This window comes from Saccharothrix obliqua, from assembly GCF_019375475.1.
GTDB lineage: Bacteria > Actinomycetota > Actinomycetes > Mycobacteriales > Pseudonocardiaceae > Actinosynnema > Actinosynnema obliqua.
Genome location: NZ_JAHXGQ010000002.1, coordinates 255127 through 274525, shown reverse-complemented (window position 1 = coordinate 274525; position 19399 = coordinate 255127). Strand labels below are relative to the sequence as shown.

19 protein-coding genes and 1 riboswitch are annotated in these 19399 nt (G+C 72.7%); of the genes, 10 read left to right on the top strand and 9 right to left on the bottom strand.

The genetic code is table 11. From position 1 onward, the window contains the following. Positions 1-136, top strand: a riboswitch (cobalamin riboswitch). A 34-nt stretch (positions 137-170) separates the two neighbouring features. Together cobN and KZQ38_RS07250 are read left to right on the top strand one after the other, a co-directional pair. Then, entirely contained in the window at positions 171-3734 is a 3564-nt protein-coding gene (gene cobN, locus KZQ38_RS07255; protein ID WP_219439863.1) for a cobaltochelatase subunit CobN, read from the top strand. 134 nt (positions 3735-3868) lie between these two features. After that, the gene (locus KZQ38_RS07250; protein ID WP_219439862.1) at positions 3869-4825 is read left to right on the top strand and encodes a LacI family DNA-binding transcriptional regulator; all 957 of its coding nucleotides are present in this window, start codon (positions 3869-3871) and stop codon (positions 4823-4825) included. Positions 4826-4833: 8 nt separating this feature from the next. On the opposite strand, the gene KZQ38_RS07245 is transcribed toward KZQ38_RS07250, so the two are convergent. Both KZQ38_RS07245 and KZQ38_RS07240 read right to left on the bottom strand, forming a co-directional pair. After that, positions 4834-5052 (bottom strand): lipopolysaccharide assembly protein LapA domain-containing protein, encoded by a 219-nt coding sequence (locus tag KZQ38_RS07245; RefSeq protein ID WP_308258288.1) that lies wholly within the window; start codon positions 5050-5052, stop codon positions 4834-4836. A 406-nt stretch (positions 5053-5458) separates the two neighbouring features. Further along, the gene (locus KZQ38_RS07240) at positions 5459-8155 is read right to left on the bottom strand and encodes an nSTAND1 domain-containing NTPase (RefSeq protein ID WP_257900953.1); all 2697 of its coding nucleotides are present in this window, start codon (positions 8153-8155) and stop codon (positions 5459-5461) included. A 168-nt stretch (positions 8156-8323) separates the two neighbouring features. Here KZQ38_RS07240 and KZQ38_RS07235 point away from each other — a divergent pair, with 168 nt between their 5' ends. The 3 genes from KZQ38_RS07235 (at position 8324) to KZQ38_RS07225 (ending at position 10450) form a co-directional block, all read left to right on the top strand. Beyond that, positions 8324-8818, top strand: a complete 495-nt coding sequence (locus tag KZQ38_RS07235) for an AAA family ATPase (RefSeq protein ID WP_219439860.1) — start codon at positions 8324-8326, stop codon at positions 8816-8818. A gap of 70 nt (positions 8819-8888) precedes the next feature. Continuing rightward, entirely contained in the window at positions 8889-9488 is a 600-nt protein-coding gene (locus KZQ38_RS07230) for a flavodoxin family protein (RefSeq protein ID WP_219439859.1), read from the top strand. Positions 9489-9781: 293 nt separating this feature from the next. After that, positions 9782-10450, top strand: a complete 669-nt coding sequence (locus KZQ38_RS07225) for a class I SAM-dependent methyltransferase (RefSeq protein ID WP_257901056.1) — start codon at positions 9782-9784, stop codon at positions 10448-10450. 55 nt (positions 10451-10505) lie between these two features. Here KZQ38_RS07225 and KZQ38_RS07220 read toward each other — a convergent pair whose 3' ends face one another. Next, positions 10506-11024, bottom strand: coding sequence for an SRPBCC family protein (locus tag KZQ38_RS07220; protein ID WP_219439857.1), 519 nt, complete (start codon positions 11022-11024; stop codon positions 10506-10508). A gap of 102 nt (positions 11025-11126) precedes the next feature. Between KZQ38_RS07220 and KZQ38_RS07215 the strand changes: the two genes are divergently transcribed. Further along, positions 11127-11609, top strand: coding sequence for a DUF6328 family protein (locus tag KZQ38_RS07215; protein WP_219439856.1), 483 nt, complete (start codon positions 11127-11129; stop codon positions 11607-11609). On the opposite strand, the gene KZQ38_RS07210 is transcribed toward KZQ38_RS07215, so the two are convergent. Both KZQ38_RS07210 and KZQ38_RS07205 read right to left on the bottom strand, forming a co-directional pair. Next, complete coding sequence (locus tag KZQ38_RS07210) at positions 11606-12208, bottom strand: response regulator transcription factor (protein ID WP_219439855.1); 603 nt, start codon at positions 12206-12208, stop codon at positions 11606-11608. The genes KZQ38_RS07215 and KZQ38_RS07210 overlap by 4 nt on opposite strands. Next, positions 12205-13314: a sensor histidine kinase gene (locus KZQ38_RS07205; protein WP_257901052.1), complete on the bottom strand. Its 1110-nt coding sequence runs from the start codon at positions 13312-13314 to the stop codon at positions 12205-12207. The genes KZQ38_RS07210 and KZQ38_RS07205 overlap by 4 nt, the downstream gene beginning before the upstream one ends. Positions 13315-13431: 117 nt before the next feature. On the opposite strand from KZQ38_RS07205, the gene KZQ38_RS07200 reads away from it, so the two are divergent. After that, positions 13432-14325, top strand: coding sequence for an ABC transporter ATP-binding protein (locus tag KZQ38_RS07200; RefSeq protein ID WP_219439851.1), 894 nt, complete (start codon positions 13432-13434; stop codon positions 14323-14325). Beyond that, complete coding sequence (locus tag KZQ38_RS07195; protein ID WP_219439849.1) at positions 14322-15020, top strand: ABC transporter permease; 699 nt, start codon at positions 14322-14324, stop codon at positions 15018-15020. Before KZQ38_RS07200 ends, KZQ38_RS07195 begins: the two co-directional genes overlap by 4 nt. Positions 15021-15027: 7 nt before the next feature. Here KZQ38_RS07195 and KZQ38_RS36925 read toward each other — a convergent pair whose 3' ends face one another. After that, positions 15028-15513, bottom strand: a complete 486-nt coding sequence (locus tag KZQ38_RS36925; RefSeq protein ID WP_308258287.1) for a winged helix-turn-helix domain-containing protein — start codon at positions 15511-15513, stop codon at positions 15028-15030. Positions 15514-15604: 91 nt separating this feature from the next. Here KZQ38_RS36925 and KZQ38_RS07185 point away from each other — a divergent pair, with 91 nt between their 5' ends. Beyond that, the gene (locus KZQ38_RS07185; RefSeq protein ID WP_219439846.1) at positions 15605-16423 is read left to right on the top strand and encodes an aldo/keto reductase; all 819 of its coding nucleotides are present in this window, start codon (positions 15605-15607) and stop codon (positions 16421-16423) included. A gap of 36 nt (positions 16424-16459) precedes the next feature. Here KZQ38_RS07185 and KZQ38_RS07180 read toward each other — a convergent pair whose 3' ends face one another. After that, positions 16460-16960, bottom strand: a complete 501-nt coding sequence (locus tag KZQ38_RS07180) for a DUF2087 domain-containing protein (protein ID WP_219439843.1) — start codon at positions 16958-16960, stop codon at positions 16460-16462. 62 nt (positions 16961-17022) lie between these two features. Between KZQ38_RS07180 and KZQ38_RS07175 the strand changes: the two genes are divergently transcribed. Beyond that, positions 17023-17781, top strand: a complete 759-nt coding sequence (locus KZQ38_RS07175) for an anthrax toxin-like adenylyl cyclase domain-containing protein (protein WP_308258286.1) — start codon at positions 17023-17025, stop codon at positions 17779-17781. On the opposite strand, the gene KZQ38_RS07170 is transcribed toward KZQ38_RS07175, so the two are convergent. Together KZQ38_RS07170 and KZQ38_RS07165 are read right to left on the bottom strand one after the other, a co-directional pair. Next, positions 17691-18008: a hypothetical protein gene (locus KZQ38_RS07170; protein ID WP_219439841.1), complete on the bottom strand. Its 318-nt coding sequence runs from the start codon at positions 18006-18008 to the stop codon at positions 17691-17693. The two genes, KZQ38_RS07175 and KZQ38_RS07170, sit on opposite strands and share 91 nt — an antisense overlap. Positions 18009-18132: 124 nt before the next feature. Continuing rightward, positions 18133-19353 (bottom strand): ABC transporter substrate-binding protein, encoded by a 1221-nt coding sequence (locus KZQ38_RS07165; protein ID WP_219439839.1) that lies wholly within the window; start codon positions 19351-19353, stop codon positions 18133-18135. Positions 19354-19399: the final 46 nt, after the last annotated feature.

Sequence of the window (19399 nt, the reverse complement as noted above, 5' to 3'; positions counted from 1 at the left end):
ATGCTACGTGGCGGTTAGGGTGAGATCCGAACGGCGAAGCAACAGGAGGAAGCCGGTGCGAGTCCGGCGCGGTCCCGCCACTGTGACCGGGTGCGAGCCCGGGAGTCAGGAACTCCGCCCGCCGTCCCCTACGACCTGGGGCGAGGACCCCCGAGGGATGGAGCCCGCACGTGATCCTGCTGCTGTCGACCTCCGACACGGACCTGCTGTCCGCCCGCGCCTGCGGCGCCGGCTACCGCCTGGGCAACCCCGCCCGGCTCGGCGTGGACGACCTGCCCGCCCTGCTGGAGGGCGTGGACCTGGTCGTGGTGCGCATCCTGGGCGGGCGGCGGATGTGGGAGGAGGGCCTGGACGCCCTGCTCGCCGGACCGCGCCCGGTGGTGGTGCTCGGTGGTGAGCAGAACCCCGACGCCCAGCTGATGGAGCTGTCCACGGTGCCCGGCGGCGTGTGCGCGGAAGCCCACGCCTACCTGGCCCACGGCGGTCCCGCGAACCTGGCCCAGCTGCACGCCTTCCTGTCCGACACGGTCCTGCTGACCGGTTTCGGCTTCGACCCGCCGGCGCCGGCCCCGACCTGGGGGGTGCTGGAGCGGCCCGCGCCCGCGCACGACGGCCCCACCGTCGCCGTCCTGTACTACCGGGCGCACCACGTCGCCGGGAACACCGCGTTCGTGCACGCCCTGTGCGACGCGATCGAGGCCAAGGGCGGCCGGCCGCTGCCGGTGTTCTGCGCGTCGCTGCGGACCGCCGAACCGGAGTTGCTGGCGGAGCTGGGCAAGGCGGACGCGCTGGTCGTGACGGTGCTCGCGGCGGGTGGCACGACGCCCGCGAACGCGTCGGCGGGCGGTGACGACGACGCGTGGGACGTCGGCGCGCTGGCCGCGCTGGACATCCCCGTGCTCCAGGGCCTGTGCCTCACCAGCAGCCGCGCGGCGTGGGACGAGAACGACGACGGCCTGTCCCCGCTGGACACCGCGACGCAGGTCGCGATCCCCGAGTTCGACGGCCGGATCATCACCGTCCCGTTCTCCTTCAAGGAGGTCGACGAGGACGGCCTGACCGTGTACGTGGCCGACCCCGAGCGCGCGTCGCGCGTGGCCGGGATCGCGGTGCGGCACGGCCGGTTGCGGCACATCCCGCCCGCCGAGCGGAAGATCGCCGTGATGCTCTCGGCGTACCCGACCAAGCACTCCCGGATCGGCAACGCGGTCGGCCTGGACACGCCCGCGAGCGTCGTGCGGCTGCTGAACGCCATGCGCGACCACGGCTACGACATCGGCGACGAGCTGCCGGGCGTCGCCGAACTCGACGGCGACGCGTTGATCCACGCGTTGATCGCGGCGGGCGGCCAGGACGCCGACTGGCTCACCGAGGACCAGTTGCGCGGCAACCCGGTCCGCCTGCCCGCCGCCCGCTACCGCGAGTGGTACGCGACGCTGCCCGAGGACGCGCGGGCGGAGATGGAGCGGCACTGGGGCGAAGCGCCGGGTTCGCTGTTCGTGGACCGCGCGACGGACCCCGACGGTGAGATCGTGCTGGCCGCGCTGCGGTCCGGCAACGTGGTGGTGATGGTGCAGCCGCCACGCGGCTTCGGCGAGAACCCGATCGCCATCTACCACGACCCCGACCTGCCGCCGAGCCACCACTACCTGGCCGCCTACCGCTGGCTGGAAGCCGAGTTCGGCGCGGACGCCGTGGTGCACGTCGGCAAGCACGGCAACCTGGAGTGGCTGCCCGGCAAGACCGTCGGCATGTCGGCGGGCTGCGGCCCGGACGCGGCGCTGGGCGACCTGCCGCTGGTGTACCCGTTCCTGGTGAACGACCCCGGCGAGGGCACGCAGGCCAAGCGCCGCGCCCACGCCACCCTGGTCGACCACCTGGTGCCGCCGATGGCGCGTGCCGACAGCTACGGCGACATCGCCCGCCTGGAGCAGCTGCTGGACGAGCACGGCAACATCGCCGCGATGGACCCGGCGAAGCTGCCCGCGATCCGCGCCCAGATCTGGACCCTCATCCAGGCCGCGAAGCTCGACCACGACCTGGGCATCGAGGACCGGCCGCACGACGCCGAGTTCGACGAGCTGATCCTGCACGTCGACGGCTGGCTGTGCGAGATCAAGGACGTCCAGATCCGGGACGGCCTGCACGTGCTCGGCCAGGCGCCGACCGGTGCCGCTCGGGTGGACCTGGTGCTCGCGATCCTCCAGGCCAAGCAGGTCTGGGCGGGTCAGGTGGCCGCGTTGCCGGGCCTGCGGGAGGCGTTGGGGCTCAAGGAAACCACCCTTGAGGCCACGGACGCCGCAGAGGCCGAGGCGCGGGCGCTGGTCGAGGCGATGGAGGCCGCGGACTGGGACCCGGCGGTCGCGCGGACGCTGACCACCTCCGAGGACGTGGCGCGGGTGCTGGAGTTCGGCGCGCGGGAGGTCGTGCCGCGGCTCGCGCGCACCACCGACGAGCTGACGAACGTGCTGCACGCGCTGGACGGCGGTTACGTCCCCGCCGGGCCGAGCGGTTCGCCGCTGCGTGGTCTGGTGAACGTGCTGCCCACCGGGCGGAACTTCTACTCCGTCGACCCGAAGGCGGTGCCGTCCAAGCTGGCGTGGGAGACCGGTCAGGCGATGGCGGACTCGCTGCTGGAGCGGTACCGCGCCGACACCGGTGAGTGGCCGCCCTCGGTCGGCCTGTCGGTGTGGGGCACCTCCGCCATGCGCACCGCGGGCGACGACATCGCGGAAGTGCTGGCGCTGCTGGGCGTCCGGCCGGTGTGGGACGACCAGTCGCGCCGCGTGACCGGCCTGGAGGTCGTGCCGCTGCCCGAACTGGGCCGCCCGCGCATCGACGTGACGGTGCGGATCTCCGGCTTCTTCCGCGACGCCTTCCCGCACGTGGTGGCGTTGCTGGACGACGCGGTGCGCCTGGTGGCCGCCCTGGACGAGCCCGCGTCGGAGAACTACGTGCGTGCGCACGCCGAAGCGGCGTTGGTCGAGCACGGCGACCAGCGGCGCGCGACCATGCGGATCTTCGGCTCCAAGCCGGGCGCGTACGGCGCGGGCCTGCTGCCGCTGATCGACAGCCGGAACTGGCGTGACGACGCCGATCTGGCCGAGGTGTACGCCGTGTGGGGCGGGTACGCGTACGGGCGCGAGCTGGACGGCGTCGAAGCGCGGCCGGACATGGAAAGCGCTTACAAGCGGATCGCCGTGGCCGCGAAGAACATCGACACGCGCGAGCACGACATCGCCGACTCCGACGACTACTTCCAGTACCACGGCGGCATGGTGGCCACCGTGCGCGCGTTGACCGGCAAAGCGCCGGCGGCGTACGTGGGGGACAGCACGCGGCCCGACGCCGTGCGCACCCGGACGTTGCACGAGGAGACAAACCGGATCTTCCGGGCGCGCGTGGTCAACCCGCGCTGGCTCGCCGCGATGCGGCGGCACGGGTACAAGGGCGCTTTCGAGCTTGCCGCGACGGTGGACTACCTGTTCGGCTACGACGCCACCACGGGTGTGGTCGCGGACTGGATGTACGAGCAGCTGACGGCGAGCTACGTGTTGGACGAGGAGAACCGGAAGTTCCTGTCCCAGTCGAACCCCTGGGCGTTGCACGGGATCGCGGAGCGGTTGTTGGAAGCCGCGGATCGCGGGCTGTGGGAGCACCCGGAATCGGAGACGCTGGACGCGTTGCGCGCGGTGTACCTGGAGACGGAAGGGGACCTGGAAGACGGGCGGTGACATCCGGTGGTGGCCGGTGGTGGTTCCCGTGGTGAGCTGGTGGCGGTTCCCGTGGTGAGCTGGTGGTGGTTCCCGTGGTGAGCTGGTGGCGGTTCCCGTGGTGAGCCGGTGGTGGTTCCCGTGGTGAGCCGGCCGTGAGCGCGGCCGAACCACGCAGGTCCGCGCGGCTGGAGGAGGTCGCCCGCGCGGCCGGGGTGTCCAAGTCCACGGTCTCCCGGGTGGTCAACGGCGAGCCGTACGTCAGCTCGAAGGCGCGCGAAGCGGTCCGGGAGGCCATCGCGCGCCTCGGGTACAGCCCCAACCAGGCCGCCCGCGCCCTCGCCGGTAGTCAGGCGAACTCGATCGCCCTGGTGCTGGGTGAGCCCGACGTGGACGTCGCGGACCTGGTGCGCGGCGTCCACGCCGAGTTGGCGGGGCGGCGGGTGCAGGTGCTGTTGACGGTGTTGGGCGAGGACCTCGTCAACGAGCTGCGTGGCGGTCACGTCGACGGGGTGCTGCTGATCGGGGCGGAGCCGCGGTTGCTCGCCGGGACCGGGCTGCCGGTGGTTGTCGTGGGCCGGCCGCTGGATGGCGGCGTGCCCTATGTCGATTTCGACAACGTCGACGGGGCCCTGGTGGCGGCACGTCACCTCGTGGCGGCCGGGCGGACCAGGATCGCCACCATCGCCGCGCCCCGAGCGGTCGGGGTGGATCGAGTGGCCGGGTGGCGGCGTGGGGTGGGGCACCTGCCGGACGACCTGGTGGCGTACGGCGACCTGAGCCCGGAGAGCGGTGCGGCGGCGATGGAGGAGTTGCTGTTGCGCGAGCCCGCGTTGGACGCGGTGTTCGCCGCCGGTGACGCCATGGCGTTGGGTGCGTTGCAGGTGCTGCACGCGCGGGGGCGGCGGGTGCCCGAGGACGTCGCCGTGGTGGGTTTCGGTGATGCGCCGTTCGCCGCCGGCGCATCGCCGCCGTTGACGACGGTTCGGCGGGACGTGGAGTTGTTGGGTCGGACCGCCGCTTGGCGGTTGATGGCGGAGGTCGCGGGGGAGGAGCGCCTGCCGCCGTTCCTGGCGCTGCCCACGTCGTTGGTGGTGCGGCGGAGCGCCTGATGCCGCGGTCAGCGGTGGGAGCGCTTCGCCTCGCGGCGGAGTTGCAGGATGCGTGCCGCGCCCACGAGGGCGACGACCACGGCGCCGCCGATGGCGGCGAACAGCATCGCCACGCCCAGGGGGAGGGTGCTGGCCATGCCGAGGAAGTGCACGGTGGCGTCGGTGAGGTTCTGGAGGATGAAGATCAGCAGCAGGGCCATGACCACGATCGACGCGACGACCGCCACCCAGGTGCCGCTGATCCTCGTGGGGCGTGCTCGCTTGCGCCGTCCGGTGGTGGGCGCGGGGGCGGGGTGGTCTGAGGTGGGGGGCCTGGCGTCGATGACGTCCGGTCGTCACGCGGAGTGGTCACCTGGTGATTATCGGACCGGGTGGTGACGGTCGCCACTCGGGTAGAGGGCCGTCGGAGAGTCGCGTCGGGGGGCTGAAAAACGACGCTCGCCGCTTGGCAGGCCGCCAAGGAGGTTGAAGAGCGCCGTCGTGTTCTCCCCGTATGGCCTGGTCAAGACAACCACCCTCGTTCCCAGGACGCAAACGAAAAGCGTGTTTGCGTCCTGGGAACGAGCGCGGTTCGCTGGCGCGCAGGCCATACGGGGAGAACACGACGGGGTGGGTGGTGTGTGCGGCTGCGCGCTAAGAGCAGGGTGAGTCGTAGGGGATGCCCTCGAAGTTGCGGCGCCATTCTTCTTCTGTGATGGGCTGGTCGACGGTTTCACACATGCGGGCGATGGCTTCGTTCACGTCGAACTCCCAGCTGCGCGTGGTGCCGTCCGCGTTCGACGTGATCACCCAGTCCGGGGTGTCGCCGAAGTTCACGCCGTAGACGCCGTCCGTCGGGCCGCTGATCCTGGCCTGCTGGGTCGGGTGGCGCTGGTCGGCCAGGTTCCACATGCGGACCGTGTCGTCCTTGCTCACGCTGGCCAGGGCCTGCCCGTCGCGGCGGAAGCCGAGGGACAGGACCTTGTCCGAGTGGCCGGTCATCCTGGCCAGCCGGGTCGGTTGCCAGGGGTTGGCCAGGTCCCAGAGGCGGATCGTGCCGTTCGCGCCCGCCACGGCCGCGGTGCGCCGGTCGGGGGACAGGGCGACGGTCGACACGTCCTCACCGTCGTCCAGCTCGCCGACCTGCTTGGGCTCGGCGGGGTTCGCCAGGCTCCAGAAGCGGACCGTGCTCTGGTTGTCGATGGTGATCAGGGTTCGGCCGTCCGGGCTGAAGGCGATGTCGGTTATCCACCTCGGGTGGCCGGTCAGGACGCCCAGCACCTTCGGTTCGCGGGGGTTCGTGGCGTCCCAGATCTTCGCTTCCGAGGCGCCTTCCACGGTGACCAGGAACCGACCGCCGGCCGGGGCGAACGCGACCCGTGTCACCGGACCGGTGAACGTGTGGGCCACGACCGGCTCACGGGCGTCCGTCACGTCCCAGATCCGCGCGTCCGGGGTCTCCGTGGTCGTGGCGTAAGCGCGTTCCGACGACGTCACCGTGAAGGACGTCACGGTGTTCTTCGGGGTCAGCAAGCCACCGACGCGCTTGTACACGCGACCGTCGGCGATGTCCGGCACGCGGGCCGTGGGGATCTGGGTGCCGTCCGGGCTCAACGCCGGACCGGTGGGCAGGACCGAGCGGCTGATCATGTCGGCGCCTGCCGAGGCGTGGGCGCTCAGCACCAGGTCACGCAGGTCGCCCGTGCCGCTCAGCCGGTAGGCGGCGATGATCAGCTGGTTGGCCAGCCCGCCGTCACCCGCCGCGCGCCGGTTCTGCGCCTCGTTGGCCGCGTACCGGGCCACCGACAGGTTGCGCTCGGTGGCCGCCTGCTGCTGGGCGCGGATGGCCAGCACCACCGCGCCGGACGCCAGGACGAGCAGCACCAGCAGGAGCGCCACCAGTTGCCGGAGCCTGCGGTTGTTGCGGTGGGCGAGGTGGCGTTCCCGGTCGCGGGCGGCGAGGCTCTCGGTGAGGAAATCACGTTCCAGGGCGCTGGTCCGGACGTTCTCGCGCTGCGTCCACTCGACCGCGGTGTCCAGCCGGCTGCCCCGGTACAGGGCGTCCGGGTCGCGGCCCAGGGAGTGCCAGGTCGTGGCCGCGTCGGTGAGCTGCCGCATGGTGCGCAGGCCGTCGCGGTCGGCGGCCAGCCAGTTGCGCAGCCGCGGCCACGAGCGGATCAGGGCTTCGTGGGCGATCTCCACCGTGTCGCGGTCAAGAGTCAGCAGACGGGCGTGTGCCAAGCGGTCCAGGACGACGTCCACGTCCACGTTCGCGTCCAGCTCGGCTCGCGGCAGGCGGCGCTTGGTGTCCTCCGTGCCGTCGCCCAGGGCGGTGAGGCGGAGGAAGACCTCGCGGGCCAGGGCGCGCTGGTGCTTCTCCAGCGAGGTGAACGTCCGCTCCGCGGTCTGGGCGATGGCGTGCTGGATGCCGCCCGCGGCCTCGTAGCCCGCCACGGTGAGCGTGGTGCCGCGCCTGCGCCGCCAGGTCTCCAGCAGGGCGTGCGACATCAGCGGCAGCACGCCCGCCTGGCCGGTCGTCTCCGCGATCAACCGGCTGACCAGGGCCGTCTCCACCGTGCAGGACGCCTTCACGGCGGGCTGCATGATCACCTGGCGCAGTTCCTCCGGCCCCATCGGACCGAGCAGGAGCTGCCCGTCGGTGAGCGCTTCCACCAGCCGCGGGTGCTGGGCGCAGTGGCCGTAGAAGTCGGCCCGGACGCCGAGCACCACGCGGCACTCCGCGTCGAGCAACGCGTCGATGAACGCGGCCCGCTGGTCCGCGTCCTGGCAGAGGGTGAAGACCTCCTCGAACTGGTCGACGATGATCAGGTCCCGGCCGAGGTCCAGCTTCTCCGGCCGCACCTCCACCTCGCCCGGCGTGGTGACCGCCGTCGAACCGGGCAGGCGCGGCACCAGGCCCGCCCGGAGCAGGGACGACTTGCCCGCGCCCGACGCGCCGAAGACGGCCGCGAAGCGGCGGTCCCGGATGCGGGCCTCCAGGTCGTCCAGGGTGCGGTCCCGGCCGAAGAACCACTCGGCGTCCTCCGTGCCGTAGGCGGCGAGACCGGCGTACGGCGGGTGGCCCTCGTTCGCCGGCGGCTGCGGCAGGACCTCCGCCGCGACCTCGTGCCAGCGGTTCTCCCACTCGGCCTCGTCGCCCTCGCACGCCCGCACGTAGGCGAGCGTGACGGCCAGGGTGGGCAGCTTCCGCCCGCCCGCCGCGTCGGACAGCGTCGTGGCCGAGTAGTGCGCGCGGGCGCCGAGCTGCCGGTAGCTGCTCCCGCCCGCCTTGTCGCGCAGCGACCTGAGGTCGGCCGCGAACTTCAGCAGCGGACTGTCTCCGACGTCCAACGGGCGCTCTCCACGCGGCACCGGTTCACCCCCTGACCAGGTTCCCCGATTCTCCGCAGCGCCCGGGGTGACGTCCAGGCTTTCCCGCTACGTGTCGTGTTCGGCTACGCCCGGACGGGTGAATGACGAGGGCCGATCACCGGCGCGCCGCTCCGGTACGTTGCCGCGGTGCCTCGTCTGATCCTCCTCAACGGGCCGCCCGGGTGCGGCAAGTCCACCCTGGCCGCCCGCTACGCGCGGGAGCGCCCGCCGTCGCTGAACCTGGACGTGGACCGGGTCCGCGACCTGATCGGCGGTGACGTGCGGCAGGCCGGCGTGCTGGCCAGGGACATCGCGATCGCCGCGGCCCGCACGCACCTGCGTGCCGGGTACGACGTGGTGGTGCCCCAGTTCCTGGGGCGGGTGGAGTTCATCCTGCGGTTGGAGCGGCTGGCCGAGGAGGTCGGCGCCCGGTTCGTCGAGATCGTCCTGCACGACGACAAGGAGAGCGCCCTGCGGCGGTTCGCGGCGCGGGGGACCGTGGTCGCGCCGGAGTGGGAGCTGGCCGCCATGCACGACCTGCTGACCGGGCTGATCGCGGAACGGCGGCCGGCGGTGGTGCCCAGTGTCGACGGTGACCCGGACGGCACGTTCGCGGCGGTGCTGGCGGTGGTGGGCGACTGAGGGCTGTGGATCAGGTGGTTCGGCCGGGGCGGGTCGGGTAACCAGCGCGCGAGAGAGGGAGGTGACCGCGATGCGCGCGGTGGTGCTGAACTGCACGTTGAAGGGCTCGCCGGAGAAGTCCAACACCCAGTTGCTGGCGGACGAGGTGGTGAAGGCGTTGCGTGAGCGCAACGTCGACACGCACACCATCCGGGTGGTCGACCACTCGGTGCTGCCGGGCGTGGAGACGGACCTCGGGGAGGGCGACGACTGGCCCGGCATCCACGAGGAGCTGGTGAACTCCGAGATCCTGGTCATCGCGACGCCCACGTGGGTCGGCCGGCCGTCGTCCGTCGCGCAGCGGGTGATCGAGCGGATGGACGCGATGCTGTCCGAGCAGGACGACGAGGGTCGGCCGGTGGCGTACAACCGGGTCGCGGGCGTCGTCGTGACCGGCAACGAGGACGGCGCGCACCACGTGATCAGCGAGGTGTCGGGCGCGCTGGGCGACATCGGCTACACCGTTCCCGGCCAGGCGTGGACGTACTGGAACATGGGTCCCGGACCGGGGCCGAGCTTCACCGACACCGACCACGGCCACGAGTGGTCCGTCTCGACCGGCCGCACGATGGCCGCCAACCTGTACGCCGTCGCGTCCGCCCTGGCGAAGAACCCGATCCCCCCGGCGTAGCGCGTTACGTCCGGACCACCCCGCTGGCGCGGGGACGGCGAGGACGACCTGGAGGGTGCGCTGCTGCGCCGCGGAGCACCCCCGCTCGCGCGGGGAAGACGCCGACGGCCGCCGCTTCCATCCCGGCGAGGCGCGGACCACCCCCGCTCGCGCGGCTTCGAGGATCCGCCCTCCGCGGTTGATGGATAACCTCCGGTCAACCGACCGAGAGGGAGACAGGCGTGGCCGGGACCGAGCTTTACGACGACATCGGCACGGGCTACTCGCTGGGACGGCGCACGGATCCGCGGTGGATGGCTGCCGTCGTGGCCGCCCTGGGTGACGCGAGGACGATCATCGACGTGGGCGCGGGCACGGGTTCCTACGAACCCGACGGCCGAGTGGTGCTCGCCGTCGAGCCCTCCACCGGGATGATCCGGCAACGCCCACCGACCGCCGGCCCGGCCGTGCGCGCGGTCGCCGAGGCGTTACCCGTCCGGGACAACGCGGCCGACGCCGCGCTGGCGGTGCTCACCGTCCACCACTGGACCGACTGGCGACGGGGCCTCGCCGAGTTGCGCCGGGTGGCACCGCGCCGGGTCGTCCTCGCCTACGACACCCGGCTGCACGTCGACTTCTGGTTCGTCCGCGAGTACGTGCCGGAGATCGCGGAGCTGGAACTCGGCCGACCCTCGGCACCCGACATCGCGCACGAACTGGGCGCAGAGAGCGTCACGCCCCTCCCGCTCCCCTGGGACTTCACGGACGGGGTCTTCCCCGCCTACTGGCGACGCCCGACCGCCTACCTCGACCCGCGCGTCCGGCGTGCCTGCTCCGCACTCGCGCAGACCGACCCCGCCGCCGTCGAGCGGGGCGTGCGCCGGCTGCGGGAAGACCTCGCCACCGGGCGCTGGCACGAGCGGCACCGGGAGCTGCTCGCCCTGGACCACTGGGACGCCGGCTTCCGCCTCATCGTGGTCTGAGACAAGGGAAAGGCCCCGGGCACGTCGCCCGGGGCCTTCGTCCACTGTGGACCGGTCAACGGATGGGGTCGCCCGGAACGCCGCCGTCCGGCAGGTCGTGCCGGGTCTCGGCCGCCTGCGGCGCGCGGCCGACGTCACCGCGCCAGCCGCCGGTCTCCGTGCCCCGGTGCTCGATGAACTCCTTGAAGCGGTCCAGGTCGCCGGAGACGCGGTGCTCCACGACGCCCAGCGCCGCGCCCGCCTTCTCGGTCAGCGTCTGCGGGTCGTACTCCATCTGCAAGTGGACCCGGGTGGTGCGGTCGTCGAGCCGGTGGAACGTCACCACGCCGCCCTGCGGCGGACCCTCCACGGTGTGCCACGCGACCCGCTCGTCCGGGTGCTGCTCGGTGATCTCCGCGTCGAACTCCCGCTGCACGCCACCGATCTTGGTGACCCAGTGCGTGCGCGTGGGCGTGAGCTGCTGAATGCTCTCGACACCCTCCATGAAGTGCGGGAAGGACTCGAACTGCGTCCACTGGTTGTACGCGGTCGTGACCGGCACGGCGACGTCAACGGACTTCTCGATCGTCGTCACTGAAACAACCTCTTCCTCGTGTTGGGTGCGGTACTGGAGTACCCGTGCGGCCGGATCCCACACGTCCGGTTCACGCAGTGGCACAACGGGTACACCGTTCCGGTGAGCGAAGCGGAGTCCTCCGAGCAGCGTCGGTTGGCGCGCAACCTCAGCGAACTGCTCCAGGAACTGCGGGTCGCGCAGGGCGGGGTGCAGATCCTGTTCGGGTTCCTGCTCTCGATCGCGTTCACCGAGCGTTACGCCGAGGCGGACGGGTACGTCCGCGTCACCCACATGGTCACGGTCCTGTTCGCGGCGGGCGCGGTGGCGTTGCTGACCGCCCCCGCCGCGTGGCACCGCGTCCTGTTCCGCCGGGGCAGGCGCGAGGACGTCATCGAGGTCGCCAACCGGTTCGCGCTGGCCGGGCTGGGCCTGCTGGCGATCGCGATGGCCGGGACCATACTGCTGCTGGGCGAGATCGTCGTGGGCGGCTGGGTGGCGGTCGCGCTGGGCGTGCTGGCGGCGTTGTTCTTCGGCACGCTCTGGTTCTTGCTGCCGTGGCGGGAACGTCACCGCGACACGATCGACTCAAGCGGTCAGAGCTAGATCCAGCCCTCGTCCCACGCCCGCCGCGCCGCCTCGTAGCGGGTGCTGACGCCCAGCTTCGTCATCGCCGACGACAGGTAGTTGCGCACGGTGCCCGCCGCGAGGTGGGTTTCCCGCGCGATGGCGGTCACCGTTCCACCGTGCAGCGCGTGCCGCAGCACGTCCAGTTCGCGTGCCGTGAGCGGGCACGCGTCCTCGGTGAGCGCGGCGGCGGCGATCTCGGAGTCCACGTAGCGGTGGCCCGCGTGCACGTCCCGCAGGATCGAAGCCAGTTTCGCCGCCGGTGTCGTCTTGGGCACGAACCCACGCACACCGGCGCTCAACGCACGGCGCAACACCCCGGGCCGCGCGTGGCGGGTCACGATCACCACGGACACGCCGTCCAACCCACGCACCGCTTCCGCCGCCAGCACGCCGTCGCGTTGGGGCATCTCCAGGTCGAACACGGCGATGTCCGGCCGGTGCGCCCGCACCGCCGCCACGGCGGCGTCGCCGTCACTGGCCTGCGCCACCACCGACAGGTCGTCCTCCAGCTCCAGCAACGCGGCCAGCGCGCCCCGGATCAGGTCCTCGTCGTCGGCCAGCACCACCCTGATCACGATCGCACCAGCCCCACGAGTTCGAACGCCTCGCCCCGGGCCACCGCCTCGACCCGGCCGCCGACGGTGGCGAACCGCTCACGCAGCCCCGCGAGGCCCGCGCCGGGCTCGCCGACGTCCGGCCGCGCGCCGTCGTTGCGCAGCCGCACGGACACGCGATCGCCGTCGATCGCGATCACCACGTCGCACCGCCGCGCCCGGCTGTGGCGCAGCACGTTCGTGGTGCCCTCGCGGACCAGCGCGCCGAACAACGGCTGGAGCGGTGGCGGCACCTCGGCCGCGTCGCCGCTCACCGCGGTCTCGATGCCGGCGGCACGCAGCACGCCCACCGCGTTCGTGATCTCCGTGCCCAGGCTCGCCCGCCGGTAGCCCTGCACCACGTCGCGCGTCTCGCGCAGCGCCGTGCGGGCCAGCTCCGCCACCTCCTCGGCGTGCTTGCGGGCCGCCTCGTCGTCCCGGCCGATCAGGCGCGCGGTCAGCTCGCCCTTGAGCGCGATGGCCTGGAGGTGGTGGCCCTGGATGTCGTGCAGGTCGGCCGCGAAGCGCAGCCGCTCCTCGGCCACGGCGAGCGCCTCGGACGTCCGGCGCGCGCGGTCGAGCTTGAGCACCGCGTCCCAGAACCACAGCTGAGCCAGGTCGGTCAGTGCGAACAAGCACACCACCACGATCGGCGCGATCACCGACCCGACCGGGTTCGGTGCCTGGAGCGCGCGGCCCGCGAGCACCGCGGCGCTCGCGCCCAGCAGCACGACCAGCCACCGCGATCCGGGCGGCCGGTTCGCGACCACGTGCGCGATCACGGCGGCGGGCAGCAGGTACCACACCAGCGGCACCACGCCGGACCACGCGACGTACGCGATCGCGCCGATGGCCACCGCGAACGTCGCCAGGTGCTCCAGCGCGCGGCCCCGGCCGCGGCCCAGGCCGCCCATGGCCTGCCGCAGGTAGCGGGCGTGCTGCACGCTCACCACGACCACCGCGAGCGCGAGCAGCGGCGTGCCGACCGGTCCGTGCTTGCCGTCGACCAGGTCGAGCGTGGTCAACGCGGCCACCATCACGCCCGCGGCGACCACGGACCACCACGTCCACCGGCGGAGCGAACCCATCGTCGTCACGCCCGGAATCTACGTACCGGATCGCCCCGGTGTCTGCTGACATCTGTCACACGAACCGATGCGCGCCGGCACTGCCCGCGCGTCGCGTGCCGCGCGAGCATCGTCGCCATGCGGAATCCGGTGATCGACGTGGCGGCGCTGCGCTGCCGGTACGGGGACTTCGAGGCGGTGCGCGGCGTCGACCTCCAGGTGCACCAGGGGGAGCTGTTCGCCCTGCTGGGCACGAACGGCGCGGGCAAGACGACGCTGGTGGAGACGTTGGAGGGGCTGCGCGCGCCGAGCGCCGGCCGGGTGCGGGTGCTGGGCGTCGACCCGTTCCGGGACCGCGCCGCGATCCGCGCGCGCACCGGCGTGGTGCTCCAGGAGAGCGGGTTCCCGCCGGACCTGACGGTGGCCGAGGTGGTGCGGCTGTGGCGGCGCGGCGACCACCGGGCGGAACTGGCGCGGCTGGACCTCGCGCACCGCCGGGACGTGCGGGTCAAGCAGCTCTCCGGCGGCGAGCGGCGGCGGTTGGACCTGCTGCTGGCCGTGCTCGGCCGACCGGAGCTGCTGTTCCTGGACGAGCCGACCACGGGCCTGGACCCGGAGTCGCGGCAACGCACCTGGGACGTGGTGCGCGGGCTGCTCGCCGAGGGCACCACGATCGTCCTGACCACGCACTACCTGGAGGAGGCGGAATCGCTGGCCCACCGGCTGGCGATCCTGCACGAGGGCGAGGTGGCCGTGTCCGGCGCGGTGGTGGACGTGCTGGCCGCCCAGCCCGCGCGGATCTCGTTCGACCTGCCCGCCGGGCTGGACGTCCTGGCGCTGCCGATGCTGGCCGGCGACGTCGTGCACGAGCCGTCCGGGCGGGTGGAGGTGCGCACCCGGCAGCTCCAGGACGACCTGGACGTGCTGCTCGGGTGGGCGCGGCGGGAGGGGTTGGCGCTGGCGCGGCTGCGTGCGCACCACGCGTCACTGGAGGACGTGTTCCACGCGACGAGGCAGGTGAGGGTCGCATGATCACCGCATTGGGCATGGCCGAGTTCAAGGCGCTGGTGCGCAACCGGACGGCCGCGGTGCTGGCGTTCGCCATGCCGCTCGCCATGGGGGTGTACTTCGCGGCGGTGGCGGGTGACGCGGACGCGTGGACGTTCATCGTCGCGCTGCAACTGCTGTGCACCATGGGTTTCACCGCGCACATGACGACCACGACGTCCCTCACGGCACGCCGTCAGGACCACTACCTGAAGCGGCTGCGAACGGGACTCGCGTCCGACGCGGTCGTGTTGACCGGCGTGGTGCTGCCCGCCGCGCTGCTGTCGTTGGCGCAGGCGGTGCTGCTGGTCGGGGTGAGCGTGGTGGCGGGCGCGCCGCTGCCCGGTCGGCCGGACCTGCTGCTGGCGGCCATCGCGGGCGGTGTGCTGGCGAGCGTGCTCGCGGGCATCGCGACCAGCGGTCTCACCGCCACCGCCGAACTCGCCCAGATCACCACCACGCCGTTCTTCGCGGCGCTGCTCGGCGGCGGCCTGTGGGTGGTCAACTCGACCGACGCGCGTGCGCTCGCCCTGCCCGGCGGCGCGGTGGCGGAACTGGTGGCCGCGGCGTGGGGCGGCGGTGGCGGCCGGTTGGCGCTCGCCGGGCTGTCCCTGCTCGGGTGGGCGGTGGCGGGCGCCGCGCTGTCGGTCCGGCTGTTCCGGTGGGACGCGCGGAGCTGAGCGGGTGTCAGCTCGCCAGCGCGTCGTGCTCCACCGACACCGCCATCGGGTTGTCCACGCGGTAGCCGACGCCGCGCACCGTGGTGATGATCGAGGCCGCGTCACCGAGCTTGCGGCGGATGCGGCGCACGTGCACGTCGACCGTCCGGGTGTCGACGAAAGTGGTGGTGCCCCACACGCTGTTCATCAGCGAGGTGCGCCGGTGCACTTGGCGGGGGTGCGTGCACAGGTGGTGCAGGAGGTCGAATTCCAAGCGGGTCAGCTCCACGGTCACCCCCCGGTGCAGCACGCGGCGCGAGTCCACGAGGATGCGCAGCTCGGGTTCCGCGCGCGGGACGGGCAGGTCCACCACGACGTCGGCGGCGGACAGGTCGAGCGCGGCGCGCAGCGCCTCGGCCAGTTGTGCGGCCGTGTCCACGACCTGTCCCGTCGGCGCGCTGAGGCGGATGACGACCGTCACGTCCACGCTCGTCACTTCGGGGATTGCCTTCACGACAGCCACGGTGAGATCGGATCAGCCGCGCGGGAACCCCGTCAACGCCGTCCAAGACGTGGGAGGCGTTGACAGGGGGCATGATGGGGCCATGACGACCATAAAGCTCAACAACGGCGTCACCATGCCGCAACTCGGTTTCGGAGTGTTCCAGGTGTCCACTGAGGACACGGTGAACGCGGTCGGCGAGGCGCTGCGGGTCGGCTACCGCAGCGTCGACACCGCCGCCGCGTACGGCAACGAGGAGTCGGTGGGTCGGGCCGTGGCCGACTCCGGCGTCCCGCGTGACGAGCTGTTCATCACGACCAAGCTGTGGAACACCGACCAGGGCTACGACGAGGCGCTGCGCGCGTTCGACACCAGCCTGCGCAAGCTCGGCCTGGAGCAGCTCGACCTGTACCTCATCCACTGGCCCGCACCCGCCCGCGACCAGTACGTGGACACCTGGCGCGCGCTCGGCAGGCTGTACGAGGACGGCCGCGTGCGGGCGATCGGCGTGTCCAACTTCCAGGTTCCCCACCTCGAACGCGTGATCGAGGCGACCGGGGTCACGCCCGCCGTCAACCAGGTCGAGCTGCACCCCCGGCTCCAGCAGGCGGAGCTGCGCCGCGTCCACGCGGAGCACGGCATCGCCACCGAGGCGTGGAGCCCCCTCGCCCAGGGCGGCGAGCTGCTCGGCGACGAGGTCATCCGGGACATCGCCGCCAAGCACGGCCGCACGCCCGCCCAGGTGGTGCTGCGCTGGCACCTCCAGCTGGGCAACGTGGTGATCCCCAAGTCGGTCACGCCGAGCCGGATCGCCGAGAACTTCGCCGTGTTCGACTTCGAGCTGGGCCAGGACGACCTGTCCCGGATCGCCGGACTGGAGACCGGGGAGCGGGTGGGCCCGAACCCGGACGAGTTCAACTAACACCCGGGAAGAATCCATTCCGGGCCAACCCGGGGTTCACCCGTCGACCGGGCCGCCGGACCGCCAGTACACCCCGTCGGCCCGGTCCAGCAGCCCTTCGTCCACGAGGTACCGGCGCAGGGTCGCGTGGTCCACCTCCCCGCCGTCGCACCAGCCCCGCAGCACCTCCACCACGGCGCGCTCCGGGTAGTGCCTGCCGGGTTCGAAGGACGTGCAGACCTGTTCGAGCACGGCTCGGCGGCGGGAGCGCTGCACGGGCAGCCGCAGCAGGCGACCGTCCCGCAGGAACGGATCGGCCGGCGGGCGCTCCACGCGACCCGCCTGCTCGAACAGGTCCTGCCGCACCAGCATCTCGCCGGGCCGCCCTGCCACCAGGCCGGCGGTGCGCAGCTTGCGCAGCGGCGCCTCCAGCCGCCGGGCGTCCAAACCGGTCTTCTCCGCGATCTCGTCCGGACTGCGCGCCCCGAGCACCAGGGCGGCCACGACGCGCAGGCGCAGGGGGTCGGCGAGCAGTCCGATCAGTGTCTCAGGGGTCACGTCAAGAGCTAACCCAACCCGGTGCTCTGGTGCACGCGCATTTGGGGCGGACCTTAATACCCGTGCGCACTGATCACCTCTTCCCCCTGGCGTCGGTGGAGTCCGTTTTCGGGATGCCCACCGAGCACGCCCGCAAGTTCCAGCAGGTGGCCGCGGAGCAGGACCTCGTCATCGACGTGCGGGCCACCAACCCGCACGCGGTGGCGTGGCTGCGCGACGGCGCGTTGCCCAAACCCGAGCCGGTGAAGGCCAAGACCATCGACGACCTCGACGTGCGGCTGGGGGCGCGGTCCGGTCACCGCGGCCTGGTCGGCTACTTCCGGCCGCGGTTACCACGACACGGCATGACGGAGCGGCTGTGGCAGCGGTTCACCCAGCGGCGTGACGAGTTCGACTCGCTCGGCCCCAAGATGGCCCTGCTGGAGCGGCGCGGCGAGTACCTGGTGCGGGACGGCGTCGTGCACGGCTTCGACCGCAAGGGTCGGCTGTGCCCGTTGACCGGCGACCACGACGTGTTCGACATCCACGCCTCCGGCGGGCGTCCGCTCACCGAACGCCGGTACGACCGGGCGGTGACGACCATGATCGGCATGGAGATGGGTGTCACGCACGGCGCTCACATGTACTGGCGGCCGACGACGCCGGCCGACCGCTCCATGTTCGAGTCCATCGCCCGCAGCACCGGGCCCAAGCTGCGCTTCCACCCGGACGGGACGATGACGGCGGGCGACTACCGGCGGCCGAACGCGGGCACGACCGCGATCACCAGGCCGGCCAGCGCGGCGCGTCCGTACGCGACGGTCTCGACGGTGGGCAGCTGAAGCCACGCGGTGGAGGCGTCCACATCGGCGATGAGGAGCTTGCCGTAGACCAGCAGCAGCGCCACCCCGTAGAGGCGGGCGTACTGGTGCTTGTGGGCCAGCAGCACGCCCACCAGTCCGGTGCACACCTGGAGTGTGCGGTCGGGGGGTCCGGGCAGCACGGGCAGCAACGCGAACACGAACTGCAACGAGCCGACCACGAACGCGAGCACCTGGGCGCGACTCACCTTCCGTCGCTCACCCTCCGCTCCCCTCGTTGTCGTCTTCTCTCGCATGGTCGGCGGATACCCCTCGACCCCACCGGAACACGTTCCACCCGGCCGGACACCCGACCGGGTGGGACGTGGTGACTCAGCGCAGCAGGGGTTCCAGCCGGGCACGTGCGTCGGCCGCCGCCTCCCCGGGCGTGCGCTCCCGGCCGAGGACCTGGCGGACCATGGTCCACACCGCTTCGGACACCTGCGCGTAGTCCGGGTCCCGGACGGCGCGCGCACCCGCCAGCTGGGAGCTGAACGCGGGCACGTTGGCGTCCCACCGCCAGCCGGGGTCGTCGACGGTGTCCGAGCGGTTGGGCACGGCGTTCATCGCCGCGCCGAACTCGGTCGCGGTGCCGCGCTCCTCGGCGAGCCACCGCAGCACGTCCCACGCCCGGTCGACGTGCTGCCCGGCGCGGCCGAGCACCCACGCGTCGCCGCCCACCGCGGCGACCCGACCCGCCCGGCCCGCGGGCAGCGGCGCGGCGCCCCAGTCGAGGCCGGCGGTGTTCGCCGCGGGCACGGCCCGCGGCCCGGCGAGCACCATGCCGCACCGGCCGGCCGCGAACTCCCGCTCGGCGTCCGCGGCGGTCCACCCCAGCACGGCCGCCGGCGCGACCCGGTCCACGTTCACGAGTTCGTCCACGAAGGACAGCGCCCGGAGCGAGGCGTCGTCGCCGACGCCGGTCAGGTCGCCGCCCGCCTGCCAGAGGAACGGCAGGAAGTCGACGGTGAGGTCGTCGCCCGCCGCCGCCGCGAAGCACAGCCCCGCGTGCTCCGGCGTGGTGAGCGACCGCGCGGTGGCGCGCAGCTCCTCCCAGGTGTCCGGCGGCCGGGCGACGCCGGCGGCGGTGAACAGGTCCCGGTTGTAGAGCAGGGCGGTCGTCGTGGTGCGCAGCGGCACGCCCCAGAACCGGTCGCGGTGCCGGACGCCGTCACGCACCGGTCCGGGGTACCGGTCGGCGGGCGCCCACCCCTCGAACCGGGGCGTGAGGTCGGCCAGCACCTCCTGCTCGGCCAGCCGGGGCAGGGCCGTCACGTCGACCGCCGCGATGTCCGGGAACGCACCCGCGGCGACGGCCTCCGCGAGCCGGGCGTCGAACTCGGCGGGCGGGATCGAGGTCCGCCGGATCTCCACCCCGGGGTGCGCGTCCTGGTACCGCTTGATCAGCGCGTCGGCCCCCTGGTCGGCCATGGGCGTGTGGTTGAGGTGGTCCCACCAGGTGAGGGTCACCTTCTCGACGGGTTGAGGGGCCTCGCCGCCGCACGCCGCGACGACGAGCAGGACGGCCGCCGTGAGCACTGCCCGCACGCTCATATACCGCTCGCACCCTTTCGACACAGGCGGCGGCCTCGTCAAACGG